The following is a 25,085-nucleotide window of genomic DNA, read 5'->3' as shown; positions in this document are numbered from 1 at the left end:
GTTTTGTTATAATTAGGAAAAAATTATGAGCACCAATCCAAAACCTGCATTTAGACGCGTTCTTTTAAAGTTAAGCGGCGAAGCGTTAATGGGCGAAGAAGGCTTCGGTATTGACCCTAAAGTTCTTGACCGTATGGCGCAAGAAGTAAAGGAGTTAGTTGAACTTGGCATCCAAGTTGGGGTTGTTATTGGTGGTGGTAATCTATTCCGTGGTGAAGGCTTAGCACAAGCTGGTATGAACCGTGTTGTTGGTGACCATATGGGTATGCTTGCAACCGTAATGAATGGCTTAGCAATGCGTGATGCTTTGCATCGTGCCTATGTCAATGCTCGTTTGATGTCTGCAATTCCTTTAAAAGGTGTGTGTGACGATTATAATTGGGCAGAGGCAATCAGTTTATTAAAGTCTGGCCGAGTTGTTATTTTCGCTGCTGGTACAGGTAACCCGTTTTGTACAACTGATTCAGCTGCGTGTTTACGTGGTATTGAAATTGAAGCGGAAGTGGTATTAAAAGGAACAAAAGTTGATGGCGTATACTCAGCTGATCCTATGAAAGACCCTGAAGCTGTAAAATACGACTCATTAACTTATGATGAAGTATTAGAAAATGAATTTAAGGTGATGGACTTAGCTGCATTTACGCTAGCCCGTGACCATGACATGCCTATCTTAGTTTTCAACATGAATAAACCTGGTGCTTTACGTCGTGTTATCATGGGTGAAGAAGAAGGCACGCATATTAAAACTAAATCTTAATAGGTTAGTTTTTAGCTGACAATTTTCATTTGTACGACTGTCGACATAGTAAAATCTATGTGCCATTCTCAGAGAGTCGTTCAAATTATAAGTATTTGTGACCAAAAGGATATTTATCGTGATTGATACAATTAAAGAAGATGCTCAAGACCGTATGAACAAGTGTGTTGATGCTACTAAAAACCAAATGGCTAAAGTACGTACTGGTCGTGCTCACCCAAGCCTACTTGATTCAATTCAAGTGTCTTACTACGGTTCAATGACACCGCTTAAGCAAGTTGCAAATATTGGTATTGAAGATTCTCGTACCCTAAATGTAACCGTATTCGATGCGACTATGGTTCAAGCTGTAGAAAAAGCGATCATGAGTTCTGATTTGGGTCTTAACCCAATGACTGCGGGTAACGCAATGCGTATCCCATTGCCTGCATTAACTGAAGAACGTCGTAAAGATTTCATTAAAGTAGTACGTGGTGAAGCTGAAAATGGTCGTGTTGCCGTACGTAATGTACGTCGTGACGCTATCAGTGAAATCAAAAAGCTTGAAAAAGCGAAAGAGTGTACTGAAGATGATGTTCGTCGTAGTGAAGATGAAATTCAGAAGTTCACCGACGCAAGTATCAAAAATATTGATGGAATTTTAGCTGCTAAAGAAAAAGAATTGATGGAAGTCTAATTCTCGTCCTAGCAAAGCTAGAGTTAAAGCGCCGTGTAAGGTTATACTACACGGCGTTTGTCTATTTGAAAGGGTTGTAATAGATGTCATCCACTGTTGGATATGAGCCAAAAACACAATCGAGTGCTGATATAGAATCGTCGGAAATTTTGCCTGGTCAACTTTCTGATGTGGTTAAGCAGTCGCTTCCTAAACACGTCGCTATAATTATGGACGGTAACGGTCGCTGGGCTCAGCAACAAGGAAAGCCAAGAGTGTTTGGTCATAAGGCTGGAGTTAAAGCAGTGCGCCGCACTGTGAGTGTCGCCAGTCAACTGGGTATTGAGTCGTTAACCTTATTCGCTTTTTCAAGCGAAAACTGGCGTAGACCAGATAAAGAAGTCAGTTTATTAATGGAATTATTTTTCTCTGTCTTACAAAGAGAAATAAAACTGTTACACAATAATCAAGTTCGATTAAATATCATTGGGGATATCAGTCGTTTTTCTGCACGTTTACAAAAACAGATTGACAAAGCACAACAACAAACAGCAGGAAATACAGGGTTGGTTCTCAATGTTGCCGCAAATTACGGCGGGCGTTGGGATATTTTACAAGCGGCTCAAAAGCTAGCAGATAAAGTCGCTCAAGGTGAAATTGAATCAAGTGAATTGACTGAAGAAACATTAAATCAACAGCTTTGCATGAATGAGCAAAATGAAGTTGATTTGATGATACGTACAGGCGGTGATTACCGTATTAGTAACTTTATTTTATGGCAGGCTGCATACGCGGAATTAGTCTTTACTGAGACTTTGTGGCCAGATTTTAATGAGCAGGCATTTAAAGATGCCCTTGCTGTTTTTGCCAGTAGGCAACGTAGATTTGGTTTGACGGGTAGTCAAATCGAAGAAATACGTGCTATTTAAAAATATTTAAGAGGCTTTTGCTTTGTTAAAACAACGAATTATTACAGTGTTATGGTTACTTCCATTAGTGATTGGCGCCATATTCTTCCTTCCTACTGAGTACTTTGCTTGGGTGTTAATCCCTGTCTTTATGATTGGTGCAAAAGAGTGGGGTAGTTTTATTGACCCTAATTGCACTGCAACCCAGTGGACATTTACAGTCACTGTTTCGCTTATTCTAGTGGCGCTTAACTTCTTTGTCCCTGTCGAGAGTTTATGGCTTAAGGGGCAATTGCACCCTATTTATTTTGCCATTATTACCATTGGTCTATTTTGGTGGATTGTTAGTACAGTATTAGTATTTAGCTTTCCTAAAAGTGGTAGCGTCTGGAAAGACAGCCACATGCTTAAATCCATGTTTGGCCAATTGACACTTATCCCTTGTTTTGTATCGTTAATTACCCTTAAATCAATCAGTGCAAACGTTGCCCCATACTTTGGTGCTAGTTTAGTGTTTTTAGTCATGTTAGTGGTTTGGGCTGCTGATACTGGTGCTTATTTCGCTGGACGCTCATTGGGCAAACATAAACTAATGCCAAATGTTAGCCCAAATAAGACTTTAGAAGGCTTAGGTGGTGGTTTAGCCGCGACTATGGCTGTTGTTATTGGTGTGATGTATTACTCCCCAGAACAAGAGTTAGGTTTAGTGATAGCAGTTACCTTAATCACAGCCGTTGCTTCTGCATTTGGTGATTTATCTGAAAGCATGTTTAAACGTGCTGCCAATATTAAAGATTCTGGTAAAATTTTACCAGGACACGGCGGTGTATTAGATAGAATGGATAGCCTAACAGCGGCATTACCTGTCTTTACCTTTATTTACCTAGCGTTCTGGATTTAATTTACCATGCAAAATATGGTTATTCTTGGAGCCACGGGCTCGATTGGTAGCAGCACATTAAGTGTGATGAGTCATAATCCTGAGCAGTTTAAGGTTTATGGCCTAGTGGCCAATTCAAGCGTGGATAAAATGTTAGCGCTTTGTATTAAGCACCAGCCTCGTTTTGCTCATATGGTGGATGCAACAGCTGCGAAAACACTTAAGTCAATGCTGCCAGCTAACCTTGCGACAGAAGTTATTACTGGTGATGATGAACTGATTGGCTTAGTGACTTCATCCAGTGTTGATACTGTGATGGCAGCAATTGTTGGCGCAGCGGGGCTAAGATCTACATTTGCAGCTGTAAAAGCAGGTAAAAGGGTATTGTTAGCCAATAAAGAAGCCTTGGTAATGTCCGGTGAGCTCTTTATGAATACGACTCGCGACAGTGGCGCTACGTTACTTCCAGTTGATAGTGAGCACAATGCGATTTTTCAATGCATGCCAGCAGAAGTGCAATCAAATCTTGGCCAATGTGATTTATCCGCTGCGGGTATTTCGCATATTTTGCTGACAGGTTCAGGTGGACCATTTTTAACAGCAGATCTTGCTACGTTAGATGCGATGACCCCTGCTCAAGCTTGTAATCACCCTAATTGGTCAATGGGACCTAAAATATCAGTTGATTCAGCGACTATGATGAACAAAGGTCTTGAGTTTATTGAGGCTCGTTGGTTGTTTAATACCAATGCCGAACAACTCAAAGTTGTTATTCATCCTCAAAGTGTCATTCATTCAATGGTGCAGTATTTAGATGGCTCGGTTATCGCGCAAATGGGTAACCCTGATATGCGTACACCGATTGCTCACTGTATGTCTTTTCCTGAAAGAATTTACGCTGGAGTTGAACCTTTGGATTTTTTCAAAGTCCGAGAATTAAGCTTCTGTGAACCTGACTATAATCGTTTCCCTTGTTTAGCACTGGCAATGCAAGCCTGCGAAAAAGGCCAAGAAGCAACAACAGTGTTAAATGCTGCCAACGAAATAGCCGTTGACGCATTTTTACAGCAACAAATTAAATTTACAGATATTGCTCGCATTAACGAGGTTTGTTTAGAAAAAACGCCTCAATCTTCATTAAGCAGTATCGAAGATATTATGAGTTTAGATGCACAAGCTCGTACTATCGCTAAAGAAGCAATCAAAGCAATTAACTAGTTCGTAGGAGAACGATGTTCGATTTTTTTTGGAACCTAGGGTCATTTATTGTCGCACTGGGTATTTTGATTACTGCACATGAATACGGACATTTTTGGGTCGCACGTCGTTGTGGTATCAAAGTAGAACGTTTTTCTATTGGTTTTGGTAAAACCTTATGGCGCAAAATAGGCAAAGATGGAACTGAATACGTCATTGCAATGTTGCCATTGGGTGGCTATGTCAAAATGCTGGATGAACGTGTTGAAGACGTACCTGATGAGTTGAAAGATCAAGCTTTCAATCGTAAAACTGTTTGGCAACGTATTGCTGTAGTTTCAGCGGGTCCCATTGCTAACTTTTTGTTCGCGATAGTTGCCTTGTACATTATGTACATGATTGGTGTTTCTTCCCTGAAGCCTGTCATTGATACAACAAGAGTGAATACACCTGCGGCACAAATTCAGCTGCAAGAACCTATGCAAATTGTTTCAGTGTCAGGGCAAAAGGTGAGAAACTGGGAAGAAGTTAACCTTGCATTGGTGAGTCATATAGGTGGTACAGAGCTGGATATTAGCCTAATGCCGCTTTCTTTATCTGCACAAAATACTTCAGCACAAGAACAAACTCAAGTAACAACGTATCAGCTGGATATCAGAAATTGGCAATTTGATCCTGATAAAGAGTCACCGATTACAGCAATGGGATTGGGTATTTATCGCCCAGGTATTGAACCTATTATTGCTTTGGTTACTAAAGGCAGTGCTGCTGAGATGGCAGGGTTAGCTTTAGGCGACGAAATCCTCGAAATTAATCGTCAGCCTTATCAAGATTGGAATGGTTTTGTAGATGTGATACAAACGTCTGCGGACAAAGATGTAGAACTAACTGTTCTAAGAGAAAACAAACAAAAGACCATCATTGTTACTCCTCAGGCGCAGACAAATGCTAATGGGGAAACAATTGGCGTTGTAGGTGTTAGCCCGACTCAAATAGATTGGCCTGAAAGTATGCGCTTCCAGCTTGAGTATGGCATAGTAGATTCCTTTACAGCTGCTGCAGATAAAACATGGCAACTGGTGGTTGTCAGTTTTAAAATGATTGGAAAACTATTTACCGGCGATGTGTCGGTGAAAAACTTGAGCGGTCCGATTTCTATAGCCCAAGGTGCTGGTACCAGTGCTGACTATGGATTGGTGTATTTTCTCGGGTTTATCGCACTCATCAGTGTGAACTTAGGCATCATAAACTTAATGCCTTTGCCAGTGCTTGATGGGGGACACTTGCTGTATTACTTTATCGAAGTGATTACGGGTAAGCCTGTACCAGAGAAGGTACAGGATATAGGATTCAGGTTTGGTGCGGCTATGCTGCTGTTGTTAATGAGCGTTGCGCTTTTTAACGATTTTTCCAGACTCTGAGCAGGGAACACAAATAATTAGAAGTGCTCTATGAGATTGAATAAACTTTTTGCCTCGATGATTTTAGTCGGCGCGTCATTTTCAGGCAATGGTGTGGCTGAGACTTTCCAACCATTTGAAGTGACCGACATCCAGATTGATGGTTTACAACGAGTTGCACTAGGTGCTGCCTTGTTAAGTCTCCCCGTTAAAGTGGGCGATACTGTTGACCAAGTAAAATTACAACAAGCGATTAAAAGCTTGTACGCCTCCACTAACTTTGAAACGATCAATGTTGCCCGTGAAGACGGCGTATTGATTGTGACTGTAAAAGAACGTGCAACAATCAGTGCAGTTACCTTTGAAGGTAACAAAGATATTAAAGATGAGCAGCTCCAAGAAAGCTTGGATGGCTCAGGTATTAAGATCGGTGAGTCACTTGATAGAACCATGTTATCTGGCATTGAAAAAGGCCTACAGGATTTCTATTACGGTGTGGGTAAATACGGTGCAAAAGTTGAAGCGGAAGTTATCAATTTACCTCGTAACCGTGTTGAACTTAAATTCAACTTCACTGAAGGCTTAGCGGCTGAAATTCGCCAAATTAACGTGGTGGGTAACTCAGTATTTTCAGACTCTGAAATTATCGGCTTACTTGAGCTTAAAGATTATGTTGCTTGGTGGGATTTATTCGGTGAACGTCGTTACCAAAAACAAAAGCTTCAAGCTGACTTAGAGACGGTTAAAACCTATTATCATAATCAGGGTTATATTCGATTTGAAGTCAGTTCGACTCAAGTTGCAATGACTCCAGATAGAAAGGGACTTTATATCACCATCAATGTTGATGAAGGTGAAAAATATAAAGTGTCTGAAGTTAACTTAACCGGCGAACTAATGGGCCGTGAAAAGTTAATGAAGGCTATTTTGCCAATCAAAGAAGGCGATATGTACAACGGCGGTGATGTGACTTTCACCGAAGAAATGTACAGTAAATATTTAGGTCGTTTTGGTTATGCATACCCAGAAGTTAAAACTTTCCCAGAAATTAACGACGAAACCAAAGAGGTTTCATTAAATATTAATGTTAATCCAGGTAAGCGTGTCTACGTTCGCTCAATCAACTTCAGTGGTAACGCGGTTACTAAAGATGAAGTCATGCGTCGTGAACTGCGCCAAATGGAAGGTGCATGGTTGAACTCGGCGCAAGTTGAGCAATCAAAAGCGCGTTTAAACCGTTTGGGATACTTTGAAACAGTAGATACCGAGACTGTACAAGTTCCAGGTAGCGATGATTTAGTTGACGTTGCATTTAATGTGAAAGAGCAACCTTCAGGTTCGTTTAATGCTGGTGTGGGTTACGGTACTGAGTCTGGTTTGAGTCTTCAGTTTGGTGTTCAGCAAAGTAACTTCTTAGGTACTGGTAATCAGGCTGGTGTCAGCTTGAATACTAACAAGTACTCTAAAAATGTTAACTTTTCTTATACTGACCCATATTTCACTAAAGATGGCGTGAGTTTAGGCGGGAGTATTTACTGGAATGAATTTGATGCGAACGAGGCTAACCTTGAGCGCTATAAAAACAAATCATACGGCATCGCGTTAAACTCAGGTTTTCCGGTCAATGAATATAACCGCTTAAACGGTGGCATTGGTTATCGTCATAACTCGATTTCTGAAATTTCAGCATATGAACAAGCATTACGTTTTTATAATGTATATCGTGAGTCTGATGATCCTAATGCTGATTTAAGTTTTGATAACTTTGAGATGAATGGCGGCTGGTCTCGTAGTACGTTAAACCGTGGTACGTTCCCAACTGATGGTTCGTCACAGCGCTTTAGTGCTAAGGCGACAATTCCTGGTTCAGATCTGCAGTATTTTAAAACAGATTTAGATACTAACTTCTATTTACCATTAACCCGAAATCACGGCTTTGTATTATTGACACGAGCTCGATTAGGTTACGCGAATGGTTATGGTAGCTTCAACCAGAACGATCAAATTTTACCATTCTGGGAAAACTATTATTCAGGTGGTAGTAGTTCATTACGTGGCTTTAAGTCTAACTCTGTTGGTCCACGTTCATTCTATCTCTACCGTGGTAGTGAACCATGTGCACCGGATCCATCTGGTGACAGCTGTTCTTTACCTGGTGAGCCTAACCAAATTCAAGTGAGTTCTGGTCGTTCTATTGGTGGTAACGCCATTGCGACTGCCAGTATGGAAATGATTGTTCCAACTCCGTTCTTGGATGAGGCTTATTCTAATTCAGTACGTACTAGTTTCTTCGTTGATGCTGGTAACGTATGGGATACCGAGTTTGATTATGACTCGTATAGATATCTTCCAGCCGATGAGTTTGATAAATTGGAAGATTATAGTGACCCAAGTCGAATCCGTGCCTCTTGGGGTATGAGTGTTCAATGGTTATCACCGATGGGACCTATGGTGTTTAGCTTGGCTTGGCCGATTAAAGAATACGAAGATGATGAAACTGAAATATTTTCGTTTAATATTGGCAAAACATTCTAAAACAAATATATTCGGCAAGTTTTGCTGATCATAACAAGGAGTCTATTTTGAAAAAGATGGTAAATCGCGCGTTAGTAACAATGGCATTTTTAAGTGCACCTATGATGGCACATGCTGAAAAAATTGCTGTGGTTGATATGGGCGAAGTCTTTGAGCAACTACCTCAACGTGAACAAATTTCACAATCACTAAAAACTGAATTTGGTGATCGAGTTGCTGAAGTACAAAAAATGCAAGAAGAAATGCGTACTATGGTTGAAAAACAGCAACGTGACGGTGCGTTGATGAGCGAAAGCCAAAAAACAGATCTTGTTCGTAAAATGGAGTCATTAAAATCAGACTTCCAACTTAAAGGCAAAGCACTAGATGAAGACATGCGTCGTCGTCAAGGTGAAGAGCAAAACAAGCTGTTAGTTCAAGTTCAACAGGCTATTGACACCATCGCTGAAAAAGAATCATATGATATCGTTCTTCAACGTGGTGCTGTTATTTACGTTAAGCCTGACGCTGACATCAGCGATAAAGTTGTTCAAGTGTTAAGTAAAGGCAACTAATGAAAACTGTGACTTTAAAAGAGCTTGGTCAGCTGTTGAGCGCATCAATACAAGGTGACGAATCATTGGTCATAACCAGTGTAGCGACCTTAGAAGATGCGACTCAAGATCAACTTTCTTTTTTAGCCAATAGTAAGTACCGTGCACAGCTTGAGGCTTCTCAAGCTGGTGCGGTGTTATTGAGTGAAAAAGATGCTGAAGATTACCAAGGTAATGCTTTAGTTTTGAAAGATCCTTATGTCGGCTTTGCCCGAATAGCTCAACTTCTTGATACCACTCCGAAAGTGACTACTGGCATTCATCCGTCAGCTCAAATCGACCCTTCTGCTCAATTAGGCGATAATGTGGCTATTGCTGCCAATGCTGTCGTGGGCGCAAATGTCATTATTGGCAATGATGTTCAAATAGGTGCAGGCTCTGTCGTCGGAGAACAATCTATTATTGGTTCTGGGACTTGCTTAAAAGCGAATGTAACTTTTTACCATAATGTCATTGTAGGTCAGGATTGTATTTTCCACTCAGGTTCTATCATCGGTTCTGATGGTTTTGGTTATGCTAATGAAAAAGGTAACTGGATTAAGATACCGCAAACTGGTGGAGTGAGAATCGGCGATAAAGTCGAGATAGGTGCAGGAACAACTGTTGATTGTGGCGCACTTTCTCCTACAGAAATTCATGATGGTGTGATAATCGACAACCAAGTGCAAATTGCACACAACTGTATCATTGGCCAGAATACTGCAATTGCGGGTGCCACAATTATTGCTGGTAGCACAAAAATCGGTAAGTATTGTATTTTCGGTGGCGGCTGTGGTGTCTCAGGGCATTTAAATGTCGTTGACGGGACTCAAGTATCTGGTAGTACCAATGTAACTAGTGATATTCGTAAACCAGGTCTGTATTCATCTGCTACAATTGCAATGGATAACAAGACGTGGCGTCGTAATACTGTTCGTTTTCGCCACTTAGACGAATTATTCAATCGTGTTAAAACGATTGAAAAGAAAATTAAAGATTAGAAGTCATGGCTCGACAGAGCCATTGCGAGGAATTAAGCGTGTCAAACCAATTAAATACAATGGATATTGAAGAAATTCTTCAGTATCTTCCTCATAGATATCCATTTTTGTTAGTTGACCGTGTATTAGATTATACCGTGGGTGAATCTTTGCATGCGATTAAAAACGTGACGTTTAATGAACCATTTTTCCAAGGTCACTTCCCAGTTAAGCCTGTTATGCCTGGTGTTCTTATTATTGAAGCTATGGCACAAGCAACAGGTTTATTGGCATTCAAGACCATGAGCCCTGAGCCTTCACCAGATGTTTTATATTTGCTAGCTGGTGTCGATAAGGCGCGTTTTAAACGCGTTGTGTCTCCTGGTGACCAAGTTCATTTTCATGTCAAAATGATTAAAGAGCGCCGAGGGATTGGTGTATTCGAAGGACAGGCATTCGTAGATGGTGAACTAGCTTGTTCTGCCGAAATCATGTGTGCACGTAGAGAGATCAACAAGTGATTGATAAGTTAGCATTCGTACACCCTGACGCAAAAATTGGCAATAATGTCACCATTGGCCCATGGAGTTATATTGGCGCTGATGTTGAAATTGGCGACGACACTTGGGTCAGTTCTCATGTTGTTATCAAAGGCCCTAGTGTCATTGGTAAGGGTAACCGCTTTTTCCAATTCTCTTCTATCGGTGAAGAGTGTCAGGATAAAAAATATGCCGGTGAGCCTACGACCTTAATCATGGGTGATAATAATATTATCCGTGAAAACGTAACTATTCACCGCGGCACAATTCAAGATAACAGTGAAACCCGTATTGGTTCAAACAACCTATTGATGGCTTATGTGCATATTGCTCATGACTGTGTTTTAGGTGACAACATCATCATGGCAAATAATGCATCTATCGCAGGTCATGTCCATGTTGGTGATTGGGCTATTTTGGGTGGAATGACTGGCGTTCATCAGTTCGTGCATATTGGTGCGCATGCTTTTACTGCAGGCTCATCAACTATTTTCCAGGATGTACCTCCGTTTGTAATGGCTGCTGGTAGTCCGGCGATTCCTCGAGGCTTAAATGCTGAAGGTCTTAAACGTCGTGGCTTTACCAAAGAAACCCAACATGCAATCCGTCGTACTTATAAGTCGCTGTACCGTAAAAACTTAACCATCGAAGAAGCACTCGCTGAAATCACAGAAGATGCTGAAACTGATGAATACGTTAAAGGTATGGTTGATTTTATTAATGGCTCATCTCGTGGGATCATTCGATAGAATACATAATGACAAATAATACCCCTCGTATATTTGCAATGGTCGCCGGAGAAATCTCCGGCGATATTTTAGGTGCAGGATTAATTAAATCTTTGCAAAAACAATATCCAGATGCCCGATTTATCGGCATTGGCGGCCCGCAGATGGAAGCATTAGGCTTTGAAAGCTTTTTTTCTTACGAAGAGCTTGCTGTGATGGGGATTGTTGAAGTCCTAGGACGATTACCAAGATTACTCAAGGTTAGGGCAACGCTAATTGAAGAAATATGCCAAGCGAAACCTGACTGTTTTATTGGTATCGATGCACCTGATTTTAATATCGGTCTTGAGTTAAAGCTTAAGAATAAAGGTATTAAAACTGTTCATTATGTCAGTCCATCTGTTTGGGCTTGGCGTCCAAAACGAATCTTTAAAATAGCAAAAGCCACTAACATGGTATTGTCGCTACTGCCTTTTGAAAAAGCATTTTACGATAAGTACCAAGTGCCTTGCACTTTTGTAGGTCATACATTGGCTGATGATATTCCAATGGAAAGTGACAAACTTGCTGCACGCAAATTACTCGGATTAGATCCTCACGCTGAGTACCTAGCGGTATTGCCAGGTTCTCGTGGTAGTGAGCTTAAACAGCTTGCAGAGCCTTTTATCAAGGCGATTGTCATCGTTAAACAGAAATATCCAGATATAAAGTTTGTCACGCCATTAGTTAATCAAGCTCGCAGAGAACAATTTGTTGCCGCGCTTAAAGAGTTTGCTCCTGACTTAGAAATCGAATTGATTGAAGGGCAGTCTCGTGAAGTAATGGCAGCATCAGATGCAATATTATTAGCATCAGGTACTGCAGCTTTAGAAGCTATGCTAGTTAAACGTCCGACAGTCATGTCTTATCGCGTGAATAGGCTGACATATAGTATCGCTAAAAGACTGATGAGCCTTGAACATTATTCGCTACCCAATTTATTAGCCGATCGCGCTTTAATTCCGGAAGTTGTCCAAGACGAATGTAATGAACATAATATTGCCGCAGCAGTAATTGAACAGTTGAATATCGATTTTGCACCTTTGAAAGCGGAGTTTGAAAAGATGCACCTAACACTTCGTTGTAATGCGAGTGACCGTGCTGCCGACGCAGTAATTAAAGTGATAAACGAGCGCTAACGAACCATTATCCAAAATAATAACCCATCACAAGAGAAAGTGTCATGAGTAGAATTCCTGCGGTGATAAAAGGCATTACACCTGAACAAGTTGAATACATTAGCCGTGGTGTAGTTGCTGGTGTGGATGAAGTCGGTCGTGGCCCACTAGTAGGGGACGTTGTTACCGCTGCAGTCATATTAGATCCTAACAATCCGATTACTGGATTAAATGACTCGAAAAAACTGTCTGAGAAACGCCGCGACATTTTATTTACCGAAATCATGGATAAAGCCTTAGCGATTAGCATAGGGCGAGCAACACCGGCTGAAATTGATGAGATAAATATTCTCCATGCAACCATGTTAGCAATGCAACGTGCAGTTGCGGGTTTATCAATTACTCCAGAGCGGGTATTAGTTGATGGTAATCGTTCTCCAGACTTTGGCATTCAAAGTCACGCAATCATCAAAGGTGATGGACTCGTTGCAGCTATCAGTGCAGCATCAATTATTGCTAAAGTAACTCGAGACAAAGAAATGACTGAGCTTGATGCGCGTTATCCTCAATATGGATTTGCCAATCATAAAGGTTACCCAACAAAAGCTCACTTTGAAGCACTTGAGGCCCACGGGGTTTTAGATGAGCATCGTAAGAGCTTTAAACCAGTGATGGCGCTTTTAAATAAAAGTTAATTCTCAATCAAATATCTACGTTTAATATAAGTCGGATGAGCTGTTACTCTAATTAATACAGATGGATAGAGTAAATGTTTTTCAGCTCATTTAAAAATCAATCTCGACATCGCAATATTGATAATTCACTATTATAAACTGGGTTAGTTTGCTAATCTGGTCAGCGGTTTTTCCTTTTAATCACGCATTCCAAAGATATTATAATCTATGTCCGATCCTCGTTTCGTCCACCTTCGTGTTCACAGTGATTTTTCCATGTCTGATGGCGTGGCAAAAGTTAAACCTATTCTAGCTAAAGCTTCAGAGCTTGGAATGGGGGCTTTAGCCATAACCGACCAAAATAATTTTTGTGGTTTAGTTAAATTCTACGGTGGTTGTCATGGCGCGGGCATCAAACCGATTGTCGGTGCCGATTTTTGGATGAAAGTGCCAGGTTTTGATGACGACTTTTGCGCACTAACCATCATTGCCTTAGATAATGATGGTTATCAGAGTTTGACTCAGTTGATCAGTGAAGCCTACTTACGTGGTCAGATTAATGGTCGCGTTGTAATTGACCAAGAGTGGTTGGTCAAATTTAATAAAGGTATTTTATTAATTTCAGGGGCAAAAGAGGGCGATGTCGGTAAGGCGCTATTAAAAGATAATACAACTCAAGTGACTGAGTTAGTCGAGTTTTATAAAACCCATTTCGAAAATCGATATTTTCTAGAGCTCATTCGAACAGGACGTCCCGACGAAGAACGCTATTTACATATGGCGGTTAAACTCGCCTCAGAAAATGATTTGCCAGTCGTCGCAACCAATCAAGTTGTTTTTTTGAAGGCCGATGATTTTGAGTCCCATGAAATTAGGGTCGCCATTCATGACGGCTTCACCTTAGCCGATCCTCGCCGCCCTAAAAAATACAGTGAACAACAATATTTGCGCACCGAAGAAGAAATGTGCGAACTATTTGCTGATATCCCGTCGGCAATTGCCAATACTGTGGAAATAGCTAAACGCTGTAACGTGACGATTCGTCTAAATGAGTATTTCTTACCTAACTTTCCAACAGGTGACTTATCTATTGAGGATTTCCTCGTTGATATTTCAGAGAAGGGATTAGAGGAACGACTTGAGTTTTTGTTTCCAGACGAACAAGAGCGAATAGAAAAACGTCCAGAGTACGATGAACGCCTTGATATTGAATTGAAAGTAATTAACCAGATGGGATTCCCTGGTTACTTCTTGATCGTAATGGAGTTCATTCAATGGGGTAAAGATAATGATATCCCCGTTGGACCTGGCCGTGGTTCTGGTGCGGGTTCACTGGTGGCTTATGCGCTTAAAATTACCGACCTAGATCCACTAGAATATGATTTACTGTTCGAGCGTTTCTTAAACCCTGAACGTGTCTCAATGCCTGATTTCGACGTTGATTTCTGTATGGATCGTCGTGATGAAGTCATTGATCACGTAGCCGAACTATATGGTCGTGACGCTGTATCGCAGATTATTACCTTCGGCACCATGGCTGCAAAAGCAGTTGTACGAGATGTTGGTCGTGCGCTCGGTCATCCATATGGTTTTGTTGAGCGCCTCACGAAAATGATCCCAGCTGAACCTGGGATGACACTGACAAAAGCCTTTGAAGTGGAACCATCGCTTCCTGAAGCTTATAGCGCAGATGAAGATGTTCGTGAGCTGATTGATATGTGTCGCCGCTTAGAGGGCGTGACACGTAATGCGGGTAAACATGCCGGTGGTGTTGTTATCTCGCCAACCGTCATCACAGACTTTTCACCACTATATTGCGATGCTGAAGGTTTAAACCCAGTAACCCAGTTCGATAAGAATGATGTTGAAACTGCAGGCTTAGTAAAATTCGATTTCTTGGGATTAAGAACCCTAACGATTATTGACTGGGCACTGCAAATGATTAATCCACGCCTAGAAAAAGTGGGTGAAGATCCGGTAAGAATTGAATCTATTAGCTTAACCGATCCTAAATCATTCAGATTATTGCAACGTTACGAAACTACCGCGGTATTCCAGTTAGAATCACGCGGTATGAAAGATTTGATTAAGCGTCTTCAGCCCGATTGTTTTGAAGACATGATTGCACTGGTTGCACTTTTCCGTCCAGGCCCACTGCAGTCAGGCATGGTAGATAACTTTATTGAACGTAAGCATGGCCGTGAAGAGGTGTCATACCCTGATGCTGAATATCAGCATGAGTCATTAAAAGAGCTGTTAGAACCGACCTACGGCATTATTTTGTATCAAGAACAAGTAATGCAAATTGCACAGGTACTTGCTGGTTACACCCTTGGTGGAGCAGATATGCTTCGTCGTGCAATGGGTAAGAAAAAACCAGAAGAAATGGCTAAACAGCGTGGCACCTTCGAAGAAGGGGCGATCAACAACGGTGTAGACGGCCCCTTATCGATGAAAATTTTCGATTTGGTTGAAAAGTTCGCAGGTTACGGTTTTAACAAATCTCACTCAGCAGCCTATGCTTTAGTGTCATATCAAACCCTATGGCTCAAAACACATTACCCTGCTGAATTTATGGCTGCGGTAATGTCTGCAGATATGGATAACACAGATAAAATTGTTATCTTAGTCGATGAATGTGAACGAATGGGGCTACCGCTTATTCCACCTGATGTGAATAAAGGCCTGTTTAAGTTTACCGTCGATGATGACCTTAATATTGTTTATGGTATTGGTGCGATTAAAGGTGTGGGTGATGGTCCTGTAGAGTCCATTCTCAACGCGCGTAAAGATGGACCTTTTACCGATTTATTTGACTTCTGTGCACGTATTGATCTTAAAAAGCTGAATAAGCGTGTGATTGAAAAGCTTATTTGCGCCGGCGCATTAGATAACTTAGGCCCACATCGTGCCTCGATGATGGCCACCTTGCCAGAAGCGATTTTAGCCGCAGCACAACATGCTAAAGCTGAAGCCATTGGCCAAAATGATATGTTTGGCTTATTAAATTCAGAGCCTGAAGACAACAAACAAAACTTTGTACAATGTGCAACTTGGCCTGACAAGATATGGTTAGAAGGTGAGCGTGATACGCTAGGCTTATATCTAACTGGTCACCCAATCAACCAGTATTTAAAAGAGTTAAAGCAATACACTTCAGGTCGTTTAAAAGATGTTCACCCAACTGATCGCGGCAAAACCATGAAAGCGGCAGGGTTAGTGATTGCTACCCGAGTGATGATTACTAAACGTGGCTCTAAAATGGGCTTAGTTACCTTAGATGATAAAAGCGCGCGTTTAGAGGTCATGCTATTTACTGAAGCATTTGAAAAATTTAACCACCTTTTAGAAAAAGATAAGATTTTGATTTGTGAGGGTGAAGTTAGCTTTGATGATTTTGCTGGCGGTAATCGTATGACCGCCCGAAATATCATCGAAATAGGCGAGGCTCGCAGTCACTTTGCTAATGCGGTAGAAATTAATATTACCGCTGATGATATCAATCAAGCTTGGCTAGAGCAGTTCGAGCAGGCATTATCACCATGGAAAAATGGCAGTGTACCGGTGATTATTCATTATCAGCAGCAAGAAGCGGCGGGGCAGTTAACTCTAGGTGATGAATGGCGGGTGAATCCAACTGATGAACTGATGTTAGCCATTGAAAGCTTAGTCGGCTCTAATAATGTGAAAATTGTTTTTTAATTGATTAATATGTTCAATGATGATTATTGCTTAATGAACCGTGTCTTTGAGCCTGCTACTTATGGAATGAACTAAGATGACAGTGAATGATATTTGTCAGGCTCTTGAGCGTTATACCTTACCTTTAATGCAAACACAGGCTATAGCAACTGAGCCTGTGACAGCCCAAGCCTTGAACAATCAATCAGCGAAGTTAGTATTAGCTTACAGTGGCGGTGTTGATTCGGAATGCTTAGCTTATGGGTTAAGTTTGTTTGCGCAGAAGAACCCTCATATTCCTTGTCTATTAGTTCATGTACATCATGGCTTAAGTGCTAATGCAGATACTTGGGTTGAACACTGTATTTCTCAAGCTACCAAGTATCAATTACCTATTCAAATTGAACGGATTAATTTAACTAAAGCGCCGCGTAAAAGTTTAGAGGCAATCGCGAGAGAAGCACGTTACAACGTGTTTAAAAAGTATCTTAATCCTTCCGATATATTACTTACAGCTCATCATCAAGACGACCAACTTGAAACACTGTTATTAGCGTTAAAACGTGGGCAAGGGCCTAAAGGCTTAGCAGCTATGGGGGTCATTCAGCCTTTTAATCAACACAGCTGGATTGTTAGGCCATTGCTGGATGTCTCAAAAGGGCAAATTGAATCATTTGCTGCATCTGTGGAGCTTAAACACATTGAAGATGAAAGCAATCAAGACGAACAATTTGATCGGAACTTCTTACGCCAAGATATTATTCCACGTTTGAAACAACGTTGGCCAAGCATAGCAGTCACCGCTTCAAGAAGTGCTAACTTGTGTGCTCAACAGCAACAAGTTATCGAGCAAGAAGTGAATAATCGCTTACCGGCATTTATTGATGATTCAGGCGTTGGTCACTATTCCGCTTTTAAATTACTAGAGTTGCGAGAGCAATCGACTCAATGGCAAAGCTTATTGCTTCGGGGCTATATTCAGTCTCAAGGGTTTAATTTGCCATCTCAGTCTCAGCTGGAGCAAGTACTAGAACAAGTGCTATATGCCGCGGATGATGCCAAAGTCAATGTGCATTGTGGCGACTATTCAATAAAGCGTTTTGCAGGTAAAGCTTATATTGTTCCTGCAATTAAGCTGGCTGAGTTGGCGAAAGATCAGAAGCTGATTACAGATAAACTGGTCAATTTTGTTACTAAGCCTCAGTCAGAGCTTATTTCGGGTGCTTTTTTTGAGTTAGAGAGCTCTGAGTTACCGAGCTCTGAGTTAATAAGCACTAGGCCAATAAACTCTGAATTAGTAAGCTCTGAATTACCGAGCTCTGAGCTAATAAGCACTGAAGCTGGGATTAATCGTTTGAAGGTGAATGTTGTAACAGATGGAGTGCGGTTAAGGCTGCCTAATGGTGAACAAGTGAGTGTAGTATTCGGCGCTAAAGGCAGTACACGTTGTCAGCCTCACTTTAGAGATAAAGGACGTGAGCTTAAAAAAATATGGCAAGAACTTGCCGTGCCGCCTTGGATCAGAAGTCAAATTCCACTGGTTTTCTATAATGATAACCTTGTTGCAGCAGTGGGACTTTGGGTCGATAAGCGTTATTTAGCCAAGCAGCAAACATTGGGATTTGTTTTTACGTCTTAATATCTCAACGATAAAACCAATGCACTTAGTTTAATAAAACCTCTTAACTACTGGATATACTAATTCGCATATCCAGTTAAAGGTTTTTGTTGCTCATATTAAAGCAATTTCTTCCTGCAGCTTTCGCACTATATAGCGCTTTATCGGCGGCTTCATATAACTTATCTTGCACATTTGAAACGGTCGAATCCGTCACACCGATGCTGCACTGAACATTAAAAGCATGCATTAATGGGTGCTCAGCCATTGCTGCAATAATGCGTTGACACAAAGGTGTCATTTCGAGTTCATTTCCTTGGGCTATAATAATAAATTCATCACCACCAATGCGGAACGCTTGGTCGGTATTGCGAATGGCTTCATTGATTAATTCCGCAAATTCAGACAATACCGTGTCACCTAACTTGTGACCGTGTTTATCATTTAGACTTTTAAAATTGTCTAAGTCTAAAACTAACAAAGCAATATTACCTTGGTTACGATTAGCTCTCGCCAATGCATTTTTAATGGTTTGGCGATAGTAGTAACGATTGCCTAAACCGGTCAACGCATCAAACATAGCCTTATTAGACATTTGATCAAATTTAATCGCATTAAAAAATGGCTGAGAAAACAATGATTCAAGTTTGTTTAATTGCAGTGTTTGGCTCGGTGTTAACGGCGCTGTTAGATAATATTTAATGCTGTATGGCTCACCAAACCCACTGATAACACGTTGTTGGTTTAAACCATGACAGCGTCCCCAGTTAAGTTTGAGCTGTTGATTAAGTTGCAACCCCTGGATCGGCAATAGTTGGCCGAGCGTTTTGCCGTAGCTGGCAAACACTGTTCTAGGGTCTAAACTCGAATGCATTTGCTGCAGGATATTCATCAAATTACGTTCTGAGTTAGCGCTGTTATATTTTGTATAAGACGCTGATTTACCCCAGTTTTGTTCTGGATATGGCTGTGAAGCAATTGCGTAATCCATTGTTAGTACCTCATTCGATGATTGCTTCCTGCAAAAGTGGTGAAACGTTTGTTGTTAACTTGTATAACTAATGCAAAAAGTGCGCCTACTATTTTTTATACCTTATTTTCATATGGTTATTGTTAATGAACTACTTTGTTAATAGACTGTTTCTTTAATCGTTGGTTTTTTGACTCGGAGAACACGTATTTATGGAGCACAGCATTTTTATCCATATTCTCTCAATGTTGGTGATTGCTATTGTGGCAATTTCAATACTTCGACGATTTGGGTTGCCGCCTATTCTTGCTTATTTACTGACAGGTGTTGTGAGCGGCCCTAGTGGTTTTCATTGGTTTACTCAACAACAAATGCACTCTGTGGCTGAGCTTGGAGTGGTATTACTGATGTTCAGTTTAGGGCTTGAGTTTTCGGTACCTAAACTTTGGTCAATGCGGCGCACAGTATTCGGTTTAGGTAGTGCGCAAGTGACTTTTACTGCACTCATTGCAGGGTTAGTGGCTTTGCTATTTGGGCAAAACATGATTTCAGCTGTGGTGATTGGTTCTGCAGTGGCACTCTCTTCAACTGCAATTGTCCTTAAGCTAGTCAATGAGCAAGGCTGGATGCGAAGACGGCATGGCGAGCTATCGGTCAGTGTGCTGTTGTTTCAAGACATTGCCGTCGTGCCTTTATTGATTGTATTACCGCTATTATCAACCAACGGCGAGCCGATAGGCTTTCTTGAAATTGCATGGGGAATGCTGACAGGGATCTTAGCGTTTATTGGTTTAATGTCTTTTGGTAAGTGGATCCTACCGCGCATATTTGATGAAGTTGCACGCTCTCGCTCAAACGAGTTGTTTGTTCTTTCAACCTTGGTTGTTGTATTAGTGACGGGCGCGTTTACTCAGTGGCTTGGGTTATCAATGGCGCTTGGGGCATTTATTGCTGGCATGCTATTAGGTGAAAGCCAATATCGCCGTCAACTCGAAGCCGATATAAGACCGTTTCGTGACTTGTTAATGGGTCTGTTCTTTATTTCCATTGGTATGCTGCTTGATTTCTCAATTGTCGCTGAATTTTGGTGGCAAATATTATTGATCCTAATCGCGGTGTTATTAACTAAAACCATAGTGGTGTTTGGGATCCTTAAACTGGGTGGTGAGCAATTTAAAGTAGCGTTAAGTACGGCTATCAGCCTTGCACAAGTAGGCGAATTTAGTTTTGTCGTACTGGCGCTAGCGGTTAATTATGAACTGCTTGAAACTCAGATGAGCACGATATTTGTCATGGTTGCGGTGCTTTCAATGTCGATAGCGCCATGGCTTGTTCGAAATAGTCTTATTATTGCGCAAAAGATTGAAGGTAAAACATCAAAAAAATCGACAATAGAAGATGAGTTTCAATTACCACCACCAGAAGACGGCGATTTGGTATTGATCTTAGGTTATGGCCGTGTGGGCCAAACCATTGCCCGCTTTTTAAAAACAGAGGCTGTGCCTTTTGTGGTGTTAGATTTAGATCCTAAACGTGTGTCAGAAGCCAAACTTGCTGGTGAGCCCGTATTCTTCGGTGATGCTTGTAAAATGGGGCTGCTAAAACAAATTGGTATTCGCCGCGCCAGTATGGTGGTGATTACCTTTGGCGAATCAAGGCAAGTTGAAGATTGTTTAGCATTGTCGAGAAAGCTTGCCCCAGAGACTAAAATTCTTGTACGCACCACAGATGATGCGGAGCTTGATAGCTTAAAGGAAATGGGCGCAACACAAGTTATCCCCGAAAAACTAGAAGGCAGTTTGATGCTTGTGTCACAGGTACTTTATAAATGTGGTGTACCTTTGCCGCGAATTATTAAGCGTCTTGAATCAGAACGACGCAATCATTATCAATATCTGCACGGCTTTTTTACTGGGGCAGAAACCGACTTCACCCTTGAGTTATTGCATGCGGTGTCTTTAGATACAGGTTCTAACGCGGTAGGTAAGACGTTGACGGCTATTCCATGGTCTGAGTTAGGGGCTGAAATACGCGCTGTAAGGCGAAAAGGAGAGGAAATTAGTCCTCCGCCTGAGGATTGGGTATTTCAACGTAAAGACATCATTATGTTAGTGGGAAAACCCCGTGCAATAGAAACTGCTGAAGAGTATTTATTACAAGGGTGATGGTTTTTTTTGAAGATGGCCGAATACAGTAGAATTTTGCCATCTTCTTCCATACAATGGATGGTTACGTTCGTTGTTGTGTAGCCAATTTTTCTTGCTACAGCTTGTATGGAATAGTGCATGTCGGCCAAATTATTTAATCTTCCAATTAAAATTAGCTTAGACCTTATTGCTAAGTTATTTTCTTCTGCTCAACTTCAAAAAGCACAGAACTATCTAATTGAAGGGCGTGTACTTGAAGTACATGCAAGCCAAGAGAATCATAATATTGAATCTTACGTGGTGGGCTCTGCGATTGAGCCTTATCGACAAGATATAACCTTGGTTAACGTGAACCATAAAATTGTGATGAAATCTCACTGCTCTTGTCCTGTTGCAAGCAACTGTAAGCATGTTGCAGCAGCACTCTTGGCCCTAATTGACAAAAAGCCCGTTGAAGAGCAACGCTTAAGTCAGTGGTTAATGCAGTTAGAAAAACAAGATCTTATTAATCCAGTCGAAGAAGAGGATGAAGAGAAAGATCGTATCATCTTCTCTTTATCTAGCGATCATCATGGCATTTTTGTTGACTTCAAGCGCAGCAAATTGAATAAGAAAGGCCAATACAACAAAGGCAGTAAAGTCGCCTTAAACGATGTTAAGTATCATCTTCCTTGGTGGATTAACCCTGAAGATAGCCAGATAATCAGCTTGTTATTATCTTCTTCAAAAAGTGCCTCAAAGATTTATCTAGAAGGTGAAATTTGTGCATTAGCATTGAACAAAATGCTGGAATTAGGCACATGTTTTTGGGAAGAGAGCCGCACACCATTAGCAATAACACATCCCGTAGCTCCCGGTTTTGTTTGGCAAGAAACTGATGCACGTCATACGCAAATTAGTATGAGCATGCCTGAATTAGACAACTGGGAATTTATTGCCACTTGTCCGCCGATGTTCGTTGATTTGGACTATTTAAAAATTGGTGCAGTTGCAACGGATTTAACTGTTGAAAAGCTCAAGCTATTACAACAAATGCCGCCAGTGCCGCTGGATAAGGTCGACTCGATCAGCGACAAAATGTTACGTCATTTCTCGCCTAAAAGTGTGCCTGTTCCCAGTGAGATAGAGTTTCATGAGATTGAAGATCCATTAAAGGTAAAATTAACCTTTGCCATGGTGCAGCTCAATGACAGCGCGGTGCTTCAACCAGTATTACAACTTGAGTTTGCTTATGGTGATATTGCGATTGCAGGTAAAGTGAGTCGTGAGAAAATCAGCTTAATTAAACAAGGTAAAGTGCAATATCAAATTCATCGAGAACTAGAAGGTGAAGCGCAAGCAATAGCATGTTTACAAAGCCTGCAGTTACAAGCCATTGATAATAGTTTATTAACTTATACCAATCATTCAGCCTGTTTTTATAGTCTAGGTTTGATGCCTGAAATGGTGAACGAATGGGCGCAATTAACCACGTTTGGGATCATGACCTTAGAAGACTTAGGTTATGAGGTGGAGTTTGCACCTGAGTTTGATCTCAACATTATTGATGCAGACATCGAAGTCGATTTAGATGACGATGAAGACAGTGGCTGGTTCTCATTATCACTTAATGCGGATATCGAAGGCCAAAGCGTGCCTTTATTGAGTTTAGTTGCTCGTTGGCTACAGCAAAATGGCGAGCCTGATGATGAGCAAGAACTTATCCTACCAGGGCCAAATGGCCGATTTGTGAAGATAAAAGCCAAAACCATTAAACCTTTGATTTCGGTAATCCAAGAACTGTTTCAACGAGGCGGCGGCGACTTATTAGAAGTACCACGTAACCGAGCTGACTTACTCAATGAGTTATCTGAAAGTGATATCCGTTTATTAAACGGTGAGCGTGTCAGGCACCTTGCAACTAAATTGTCAGAGTTTAAAGGTATTCAAGCTGTTGAGTTACCAACAGGCTTAAATGCCACGTTACGTGATTATCAAAAACAAGGCTATGATTGGCTTTGTTTCCTGAAAGAGTACCAATTAGGCGGGATCCTTGCCGATGATATGGGCTTAGGTAAAACGCTTCAAACACTAGCATTTTTGTTAAAAGCAAAACAGATGAAAGCATCTGCAGTGAGTACCAGCTTAAATACTCCAGCAAGAACGACCTCTGGGAAAACCAGACCCAGCCTGATTGTTTGTCCTACCAGCCTTGTCGGGAATTGGTATAAAGAAGCACAGAAATTTACCCCAGATTTAAAAGTGCTGGTGGTACATGGTAACAAGCGCCAAGCACTGTTAGATAAAATTGAAGATTATGATGTCATTGTGACCACATATCCATTAATTTTGCGCGATGAAATGGTTTACAGTGAATACAGTTTTGAGCACATCATTTTAGATGAAGCGCAGCAAATCAAAAATGCCCAAGCAAAAGTGACTCAAGCGCTGAAAACCTTTAAAGGCCAGTTTAGATTATGTCTTTCGGGTACGCCGCTTGAAAACCATTTAGGTGAATTAAAGTCGTTAATGGATTTTTGTTTACCCGGGCTTTTAGGCCAGCACGCCTACTTTAACAAAGAGTTTAGAGGACCTATTGAAAAGCAAGCTGACACTGAAAAATCGGCGATTTTGCTTAACCGTATTGCGCCTTTCTTATTACGCCGTACTAAGATTGAAGTGATGTCGGAACTGCCTGAAAAAACCATTATAGTGCAAACGCTTGAGCTTGAAAAAGACCAACGTAATTTATATGAAAGTATCCGTTTAGTGATGGAGAAAAAGCTGCGTGAACTGTTTGCTAAACAAGGTGTTTCAAGTAGTCATATTGAATTTTTAGATGCATTACTTAAGCTACGCCAAGCATGTTGTGATCCACGCTTAGTGAAACTCGAACAAGCTCAACATGTTGAGAATAATGCCAAACTAACTTGGCTAACTGAAAATGTACCTGAAATGGTGGAAGAGGGGCGTAAAATCCTCATATTTAGCCAGTTTACTGGGATGCTTGCGCTTATCGAGCAAGAATTTATCAAAATGGGGATTAGTTACAGTAAGCTCACTGGGCAAACCCGTAATCGTCAGGTTGAAATTGATGCATTCCAAGAAGGTGAAGTACCCGTATTTTTGATCAGTTTAAAAGCTGGCGGAACAGGGCTTAACTTAACCGCTGCAGATACTGTGATCCACTTTGATCCTTGGTGGAACCCAGCAGCTGAAAAACAAGCAACTGATAGAGCGCACCGCATAGGGCAGCTAAATCCGGTGTTTGTTTATAAGTTGATTGCCCAAGGAACAGTTGAAGAGAAAATTCAAGAAATGCAGCAGCATAAACAAAGCTTAGCTGACAGTATTTTAGCGGGTAGTGCCAAGAGTCAATGGCAAGGTAATGCGGACGATTTATTGTCATTATTGCGTTAGTTAACAGCGGCGTATTTCACTGCGGTTGTTTATTCAGGATGGCGATTATTGATAGTTTCTGGCATTTTTGCTGGTCGAAACGGGGTAGGGCAAGTCGTTTATGCCCCAAGATTTTTAGCAGCTTTCGTTAGCTAATGATTTATATATTTGAATAGAATCTAAACTTAAATCTAAATCTAAATCTAAATCTAAATCTAAATCTAAATCTAAATTTAAATCTGAATCAAAGTCGTGGATTTTCCACCCACACCCGACCAAGAGGGTATCAACAGCAATACCCTCTTGGAT

18 protein-coding genes are annotated in these 25,085 nt (G+C 41.1%); 17 read left to right on the top strand and 1 reads right to left on the bottom strand.

Annotation, left to right across the window (positions count from 1 at the left end; translation table 11 throughout):
- Window positions 1–25: 25 nt before the first annotated feature.
- From pyrH to tilS, 15 genes are all read left to right on the top strand, one after another.
- Window positions 26–757 (top strand): UMP kinase, encoded by a 732-nt coding sequence (gene pyrH, locus LMH66_RS00090; RefSeq protein ID WP_102527883.1) that lies wholly within the window; start codon window positions 26–28, stop codon window positions 755–757.
- Between the two features lie 118 nt (window positions 758–875).
- Window positions 876–1,433, top strand: a complete 558-nt coding sequence (gene frr / locus LMH66_RS00085) for a ribosome recycling factor (RefSeq protein WP_102527884.1) — start codon at window positions 876–878, stop codon at window positions 1,431–1,433.
- An 83-nt stretch (window positions 1,434–1,516) separates the two neighbouring features.
- The gene (locus tag LMH66_RS00080) at window positions 1,517–2,341 is read left to right on the top strand and encodes an isoprenyl transferase (RefSeq protein ID WP_229367443.1); all 825 of its coding nucleotides are present in this window, start codon (window positions 1,517–1,519) and stop codon (window positions 2,339–2,341) included.
- A gap of 22 nt (window positions 2,342–2,363) precedes the next feature.
- Entirely contained in the window at window positions 2,364–3,221 is an 858-nt protein-coding gene (locus LMH66_RS00075) for a phosphatidate cytidylyltransferase (RefSeq protein ID WP_229367442.1), read from the top strand.
- Window positions 3,222–3,227: 6 nt separating this feature from the next.
- Window positions 3,228–4,418, top strand: a complete 1,191-nt coding sequence (gene ispC / locus LMH66_RS00070; protein WP_229367441.1) for a 1-deoxy-D-xylulose-5-phosphate reductoisomerase — start codon at window positions 3,228–3,230, stop codon at window positions 4,416–4,418.
- Window positions 4,419–4,432: 14 nt separating this feature from the next.
- A complete protein-coding gene (gene rseP / locus LMH66_RS00065) occupies window positions 4,433–5,818 on the top strand; it encodes a sigma E protease regulator RseP (protein WP_229367440.1) in 1,386 nt (461 codons plus the stop codon).
- 30 nt (window positions 5,819–5,848) lie between these two features.
- Window positions 5,849–8,332: an outer membrane protein assembly factor BamA gene (gene bamA, locus LMH66_RS00060; protein WP_229367439.1), complete on the top strand. Its 2,484-nt coding sequence runs from the start codon at window positions 5,849–5,851 to the stop codon at window positions 8,330–8,332.
- Window positions 8,333–8,388: 56 nt separating this feature from the next.
- Complete coding sequence (locus LMH66_RS00055) at window positions 8,389–8,886, top strand: OmpH family outer membrane protein (RefSeq protein WP_102527890.1); 498 nt, start codon at window positions 8,389–8,391, stop codon at window positions 8,884–8,886.
- The gene (gene lpxD, locus LMH66_RS00050) at window positions 8,886–9,905 is read left to right on the top strand and encodes a UDP-3-O-(3-hydroxymyristoyl)glucosamine N-acyltransferase (RefSeq protein WP_229367438.1); all 1,020 of its coding nucleotides are present in this window, start codon (window positions 8,886–8,888) and stop codon (window positions 9,903–9,905) included. The genes LMH66_RS00055 and lpxD overlap by 1 nt, the downstream gene beginning before the upstream one ends.
- 38 nt (window positions 9,906–9,943) lie before the next feature.
- Window positions 9,944–10,405, top strand: a complete 462-nt coding sequence (gene fabZ / locus LMH66_RS00045; protein ID WP_220753863.1) for a 3-hydroxyacyl-ACP dehydratase FabZ — start codon at window positions 9,944–9,946, stop codon at window positions 10,403–10,405.
- Window positions 10,402–11,172 carry an acyl-ACP--UDP-N-acetylglucosamine O-acyltransferase gene (lpxA, locus tag LMH66_RS00040; RefSeq protein ID WP_229367437.1) on the top strand — a complete coding sequence of 257 codons (771 nt, stop codon included), beginning with the start codon at window positions 10,402–10,404 and terminating at the stop codon, window positions 11,170–11,172. Before fabZ ends, lpxA begins: the two co-directional genes overlap by 4 nt.
- 8 nt (window positions 11,173–11,180) lie before the next feature.
- Window positions 11,181–12,329 (top strand): lipid-A-disaccharide synthase, encoded by a 1,149-nt coding sequence (lpxB, locus tag LMH66_RS00035; protein ID WP_229367436.1) that lies wholly within the window; start codon window positions 11,181–11,183, stop codon window positions 12,327–12,329.
- Between the two features lie 44 nt (window positions 12,330–12,373).
- The gene (gene rnhB / locus LMH66_RS00030; protein ID WP_102527895.1) at window positions 12,374–13,003 is read left to right on the top strand and encodes a ribonuclease HII; all 630 of its coding nucleotides are present in this window, start codon (window positions 12,374–12,376) and stop codon (window positions 13,001–13,003) included.
- 207 nt (window positions 13,004–13,210) lie between these two features.
- Complete coding sequence (gene dnaE, locus LMH66_RS00025; protein WP_229367435.1) at window positions 13,211–16,684, top strand: DNA polymerase III subunit alpha; 3,474 nt, start codon at window positions 13,211–13,213, stop codon at window positions 16,682–16,684.
- Between the two features lie 76 nt (window positions 16,685–16,760).
- Complete coding sequence (gene tilS, locus LMH66_RS00020) at window positions 16,761–18,302, top strand: tRNA lysidine(34) synthetase TilS (RefSeq protein WP_229367434.1); 1,542 nt, start codon at window positions 16,761–16,763, stop codon at window positions 18,300–18,302.
- A gap of 76 nt (window positions 18,303–18,378) precedes the next feature.
- Here the strand turns inward: tilS and LMH66_RS00015 are convergent, their stop codons facing one another.
- A complete protein-coding gene (locus LMH66_RS00015; RefSeq protein WP_229367433.1) occupies window positions 18,379–19,272 on the bottom strand; it encodes a GGDEF domain-containing protein in 894 nt (297 codons plus the stop codon).
- 191 nt (window positions 19,273–19,463) lie between these two features.
- Here LMH66_RS00015 and LMH66_RS00010 point away from each other — a divergent pair, with 191 nt between their 5' ends.
- Window positions 19,464–21,416, top strand: coding sequence for a monovalent cation:proton antiporter family protein (locus LMH66_RS00010; protein WP_229367432.1), 1,953 nt, complete (start codon window positions 19,464–19,466; stop codon window positions 21,414–21,416).
- Between the two features lie 120 nt (window positions 21,417–21,536).
- Window positions 21,537–24,797: a DEAD/DEAH box helicase gene (locus LMH66_RS00005; RefSeq protein ID WP_229367431.1), complete on the top strand. Its 3,261-nt coding sequence runs from the start codon at window positions 21,537–21,539 to the stop codon at window positions 24,795–24,797.
- The last annotated feature ends 288 nt before the right edge of the window (window positions 24,798–25,085 follow it).

The organism is Shewanella sp. 10N.7 (assembly GCF_020806285.1).
Taxonomy (GTDB): domain Bacteria; phylum Pseudomonadota; class Gammaproteobacteria; order Enterobacterales; family Shewanellaceae; genus Shewanella; species Shewanella electrodiphila.
Note: the sequence above shows the minus strand (reverse complement) of the source record. Positions and strands in the feature narration are given on the sequence as shown.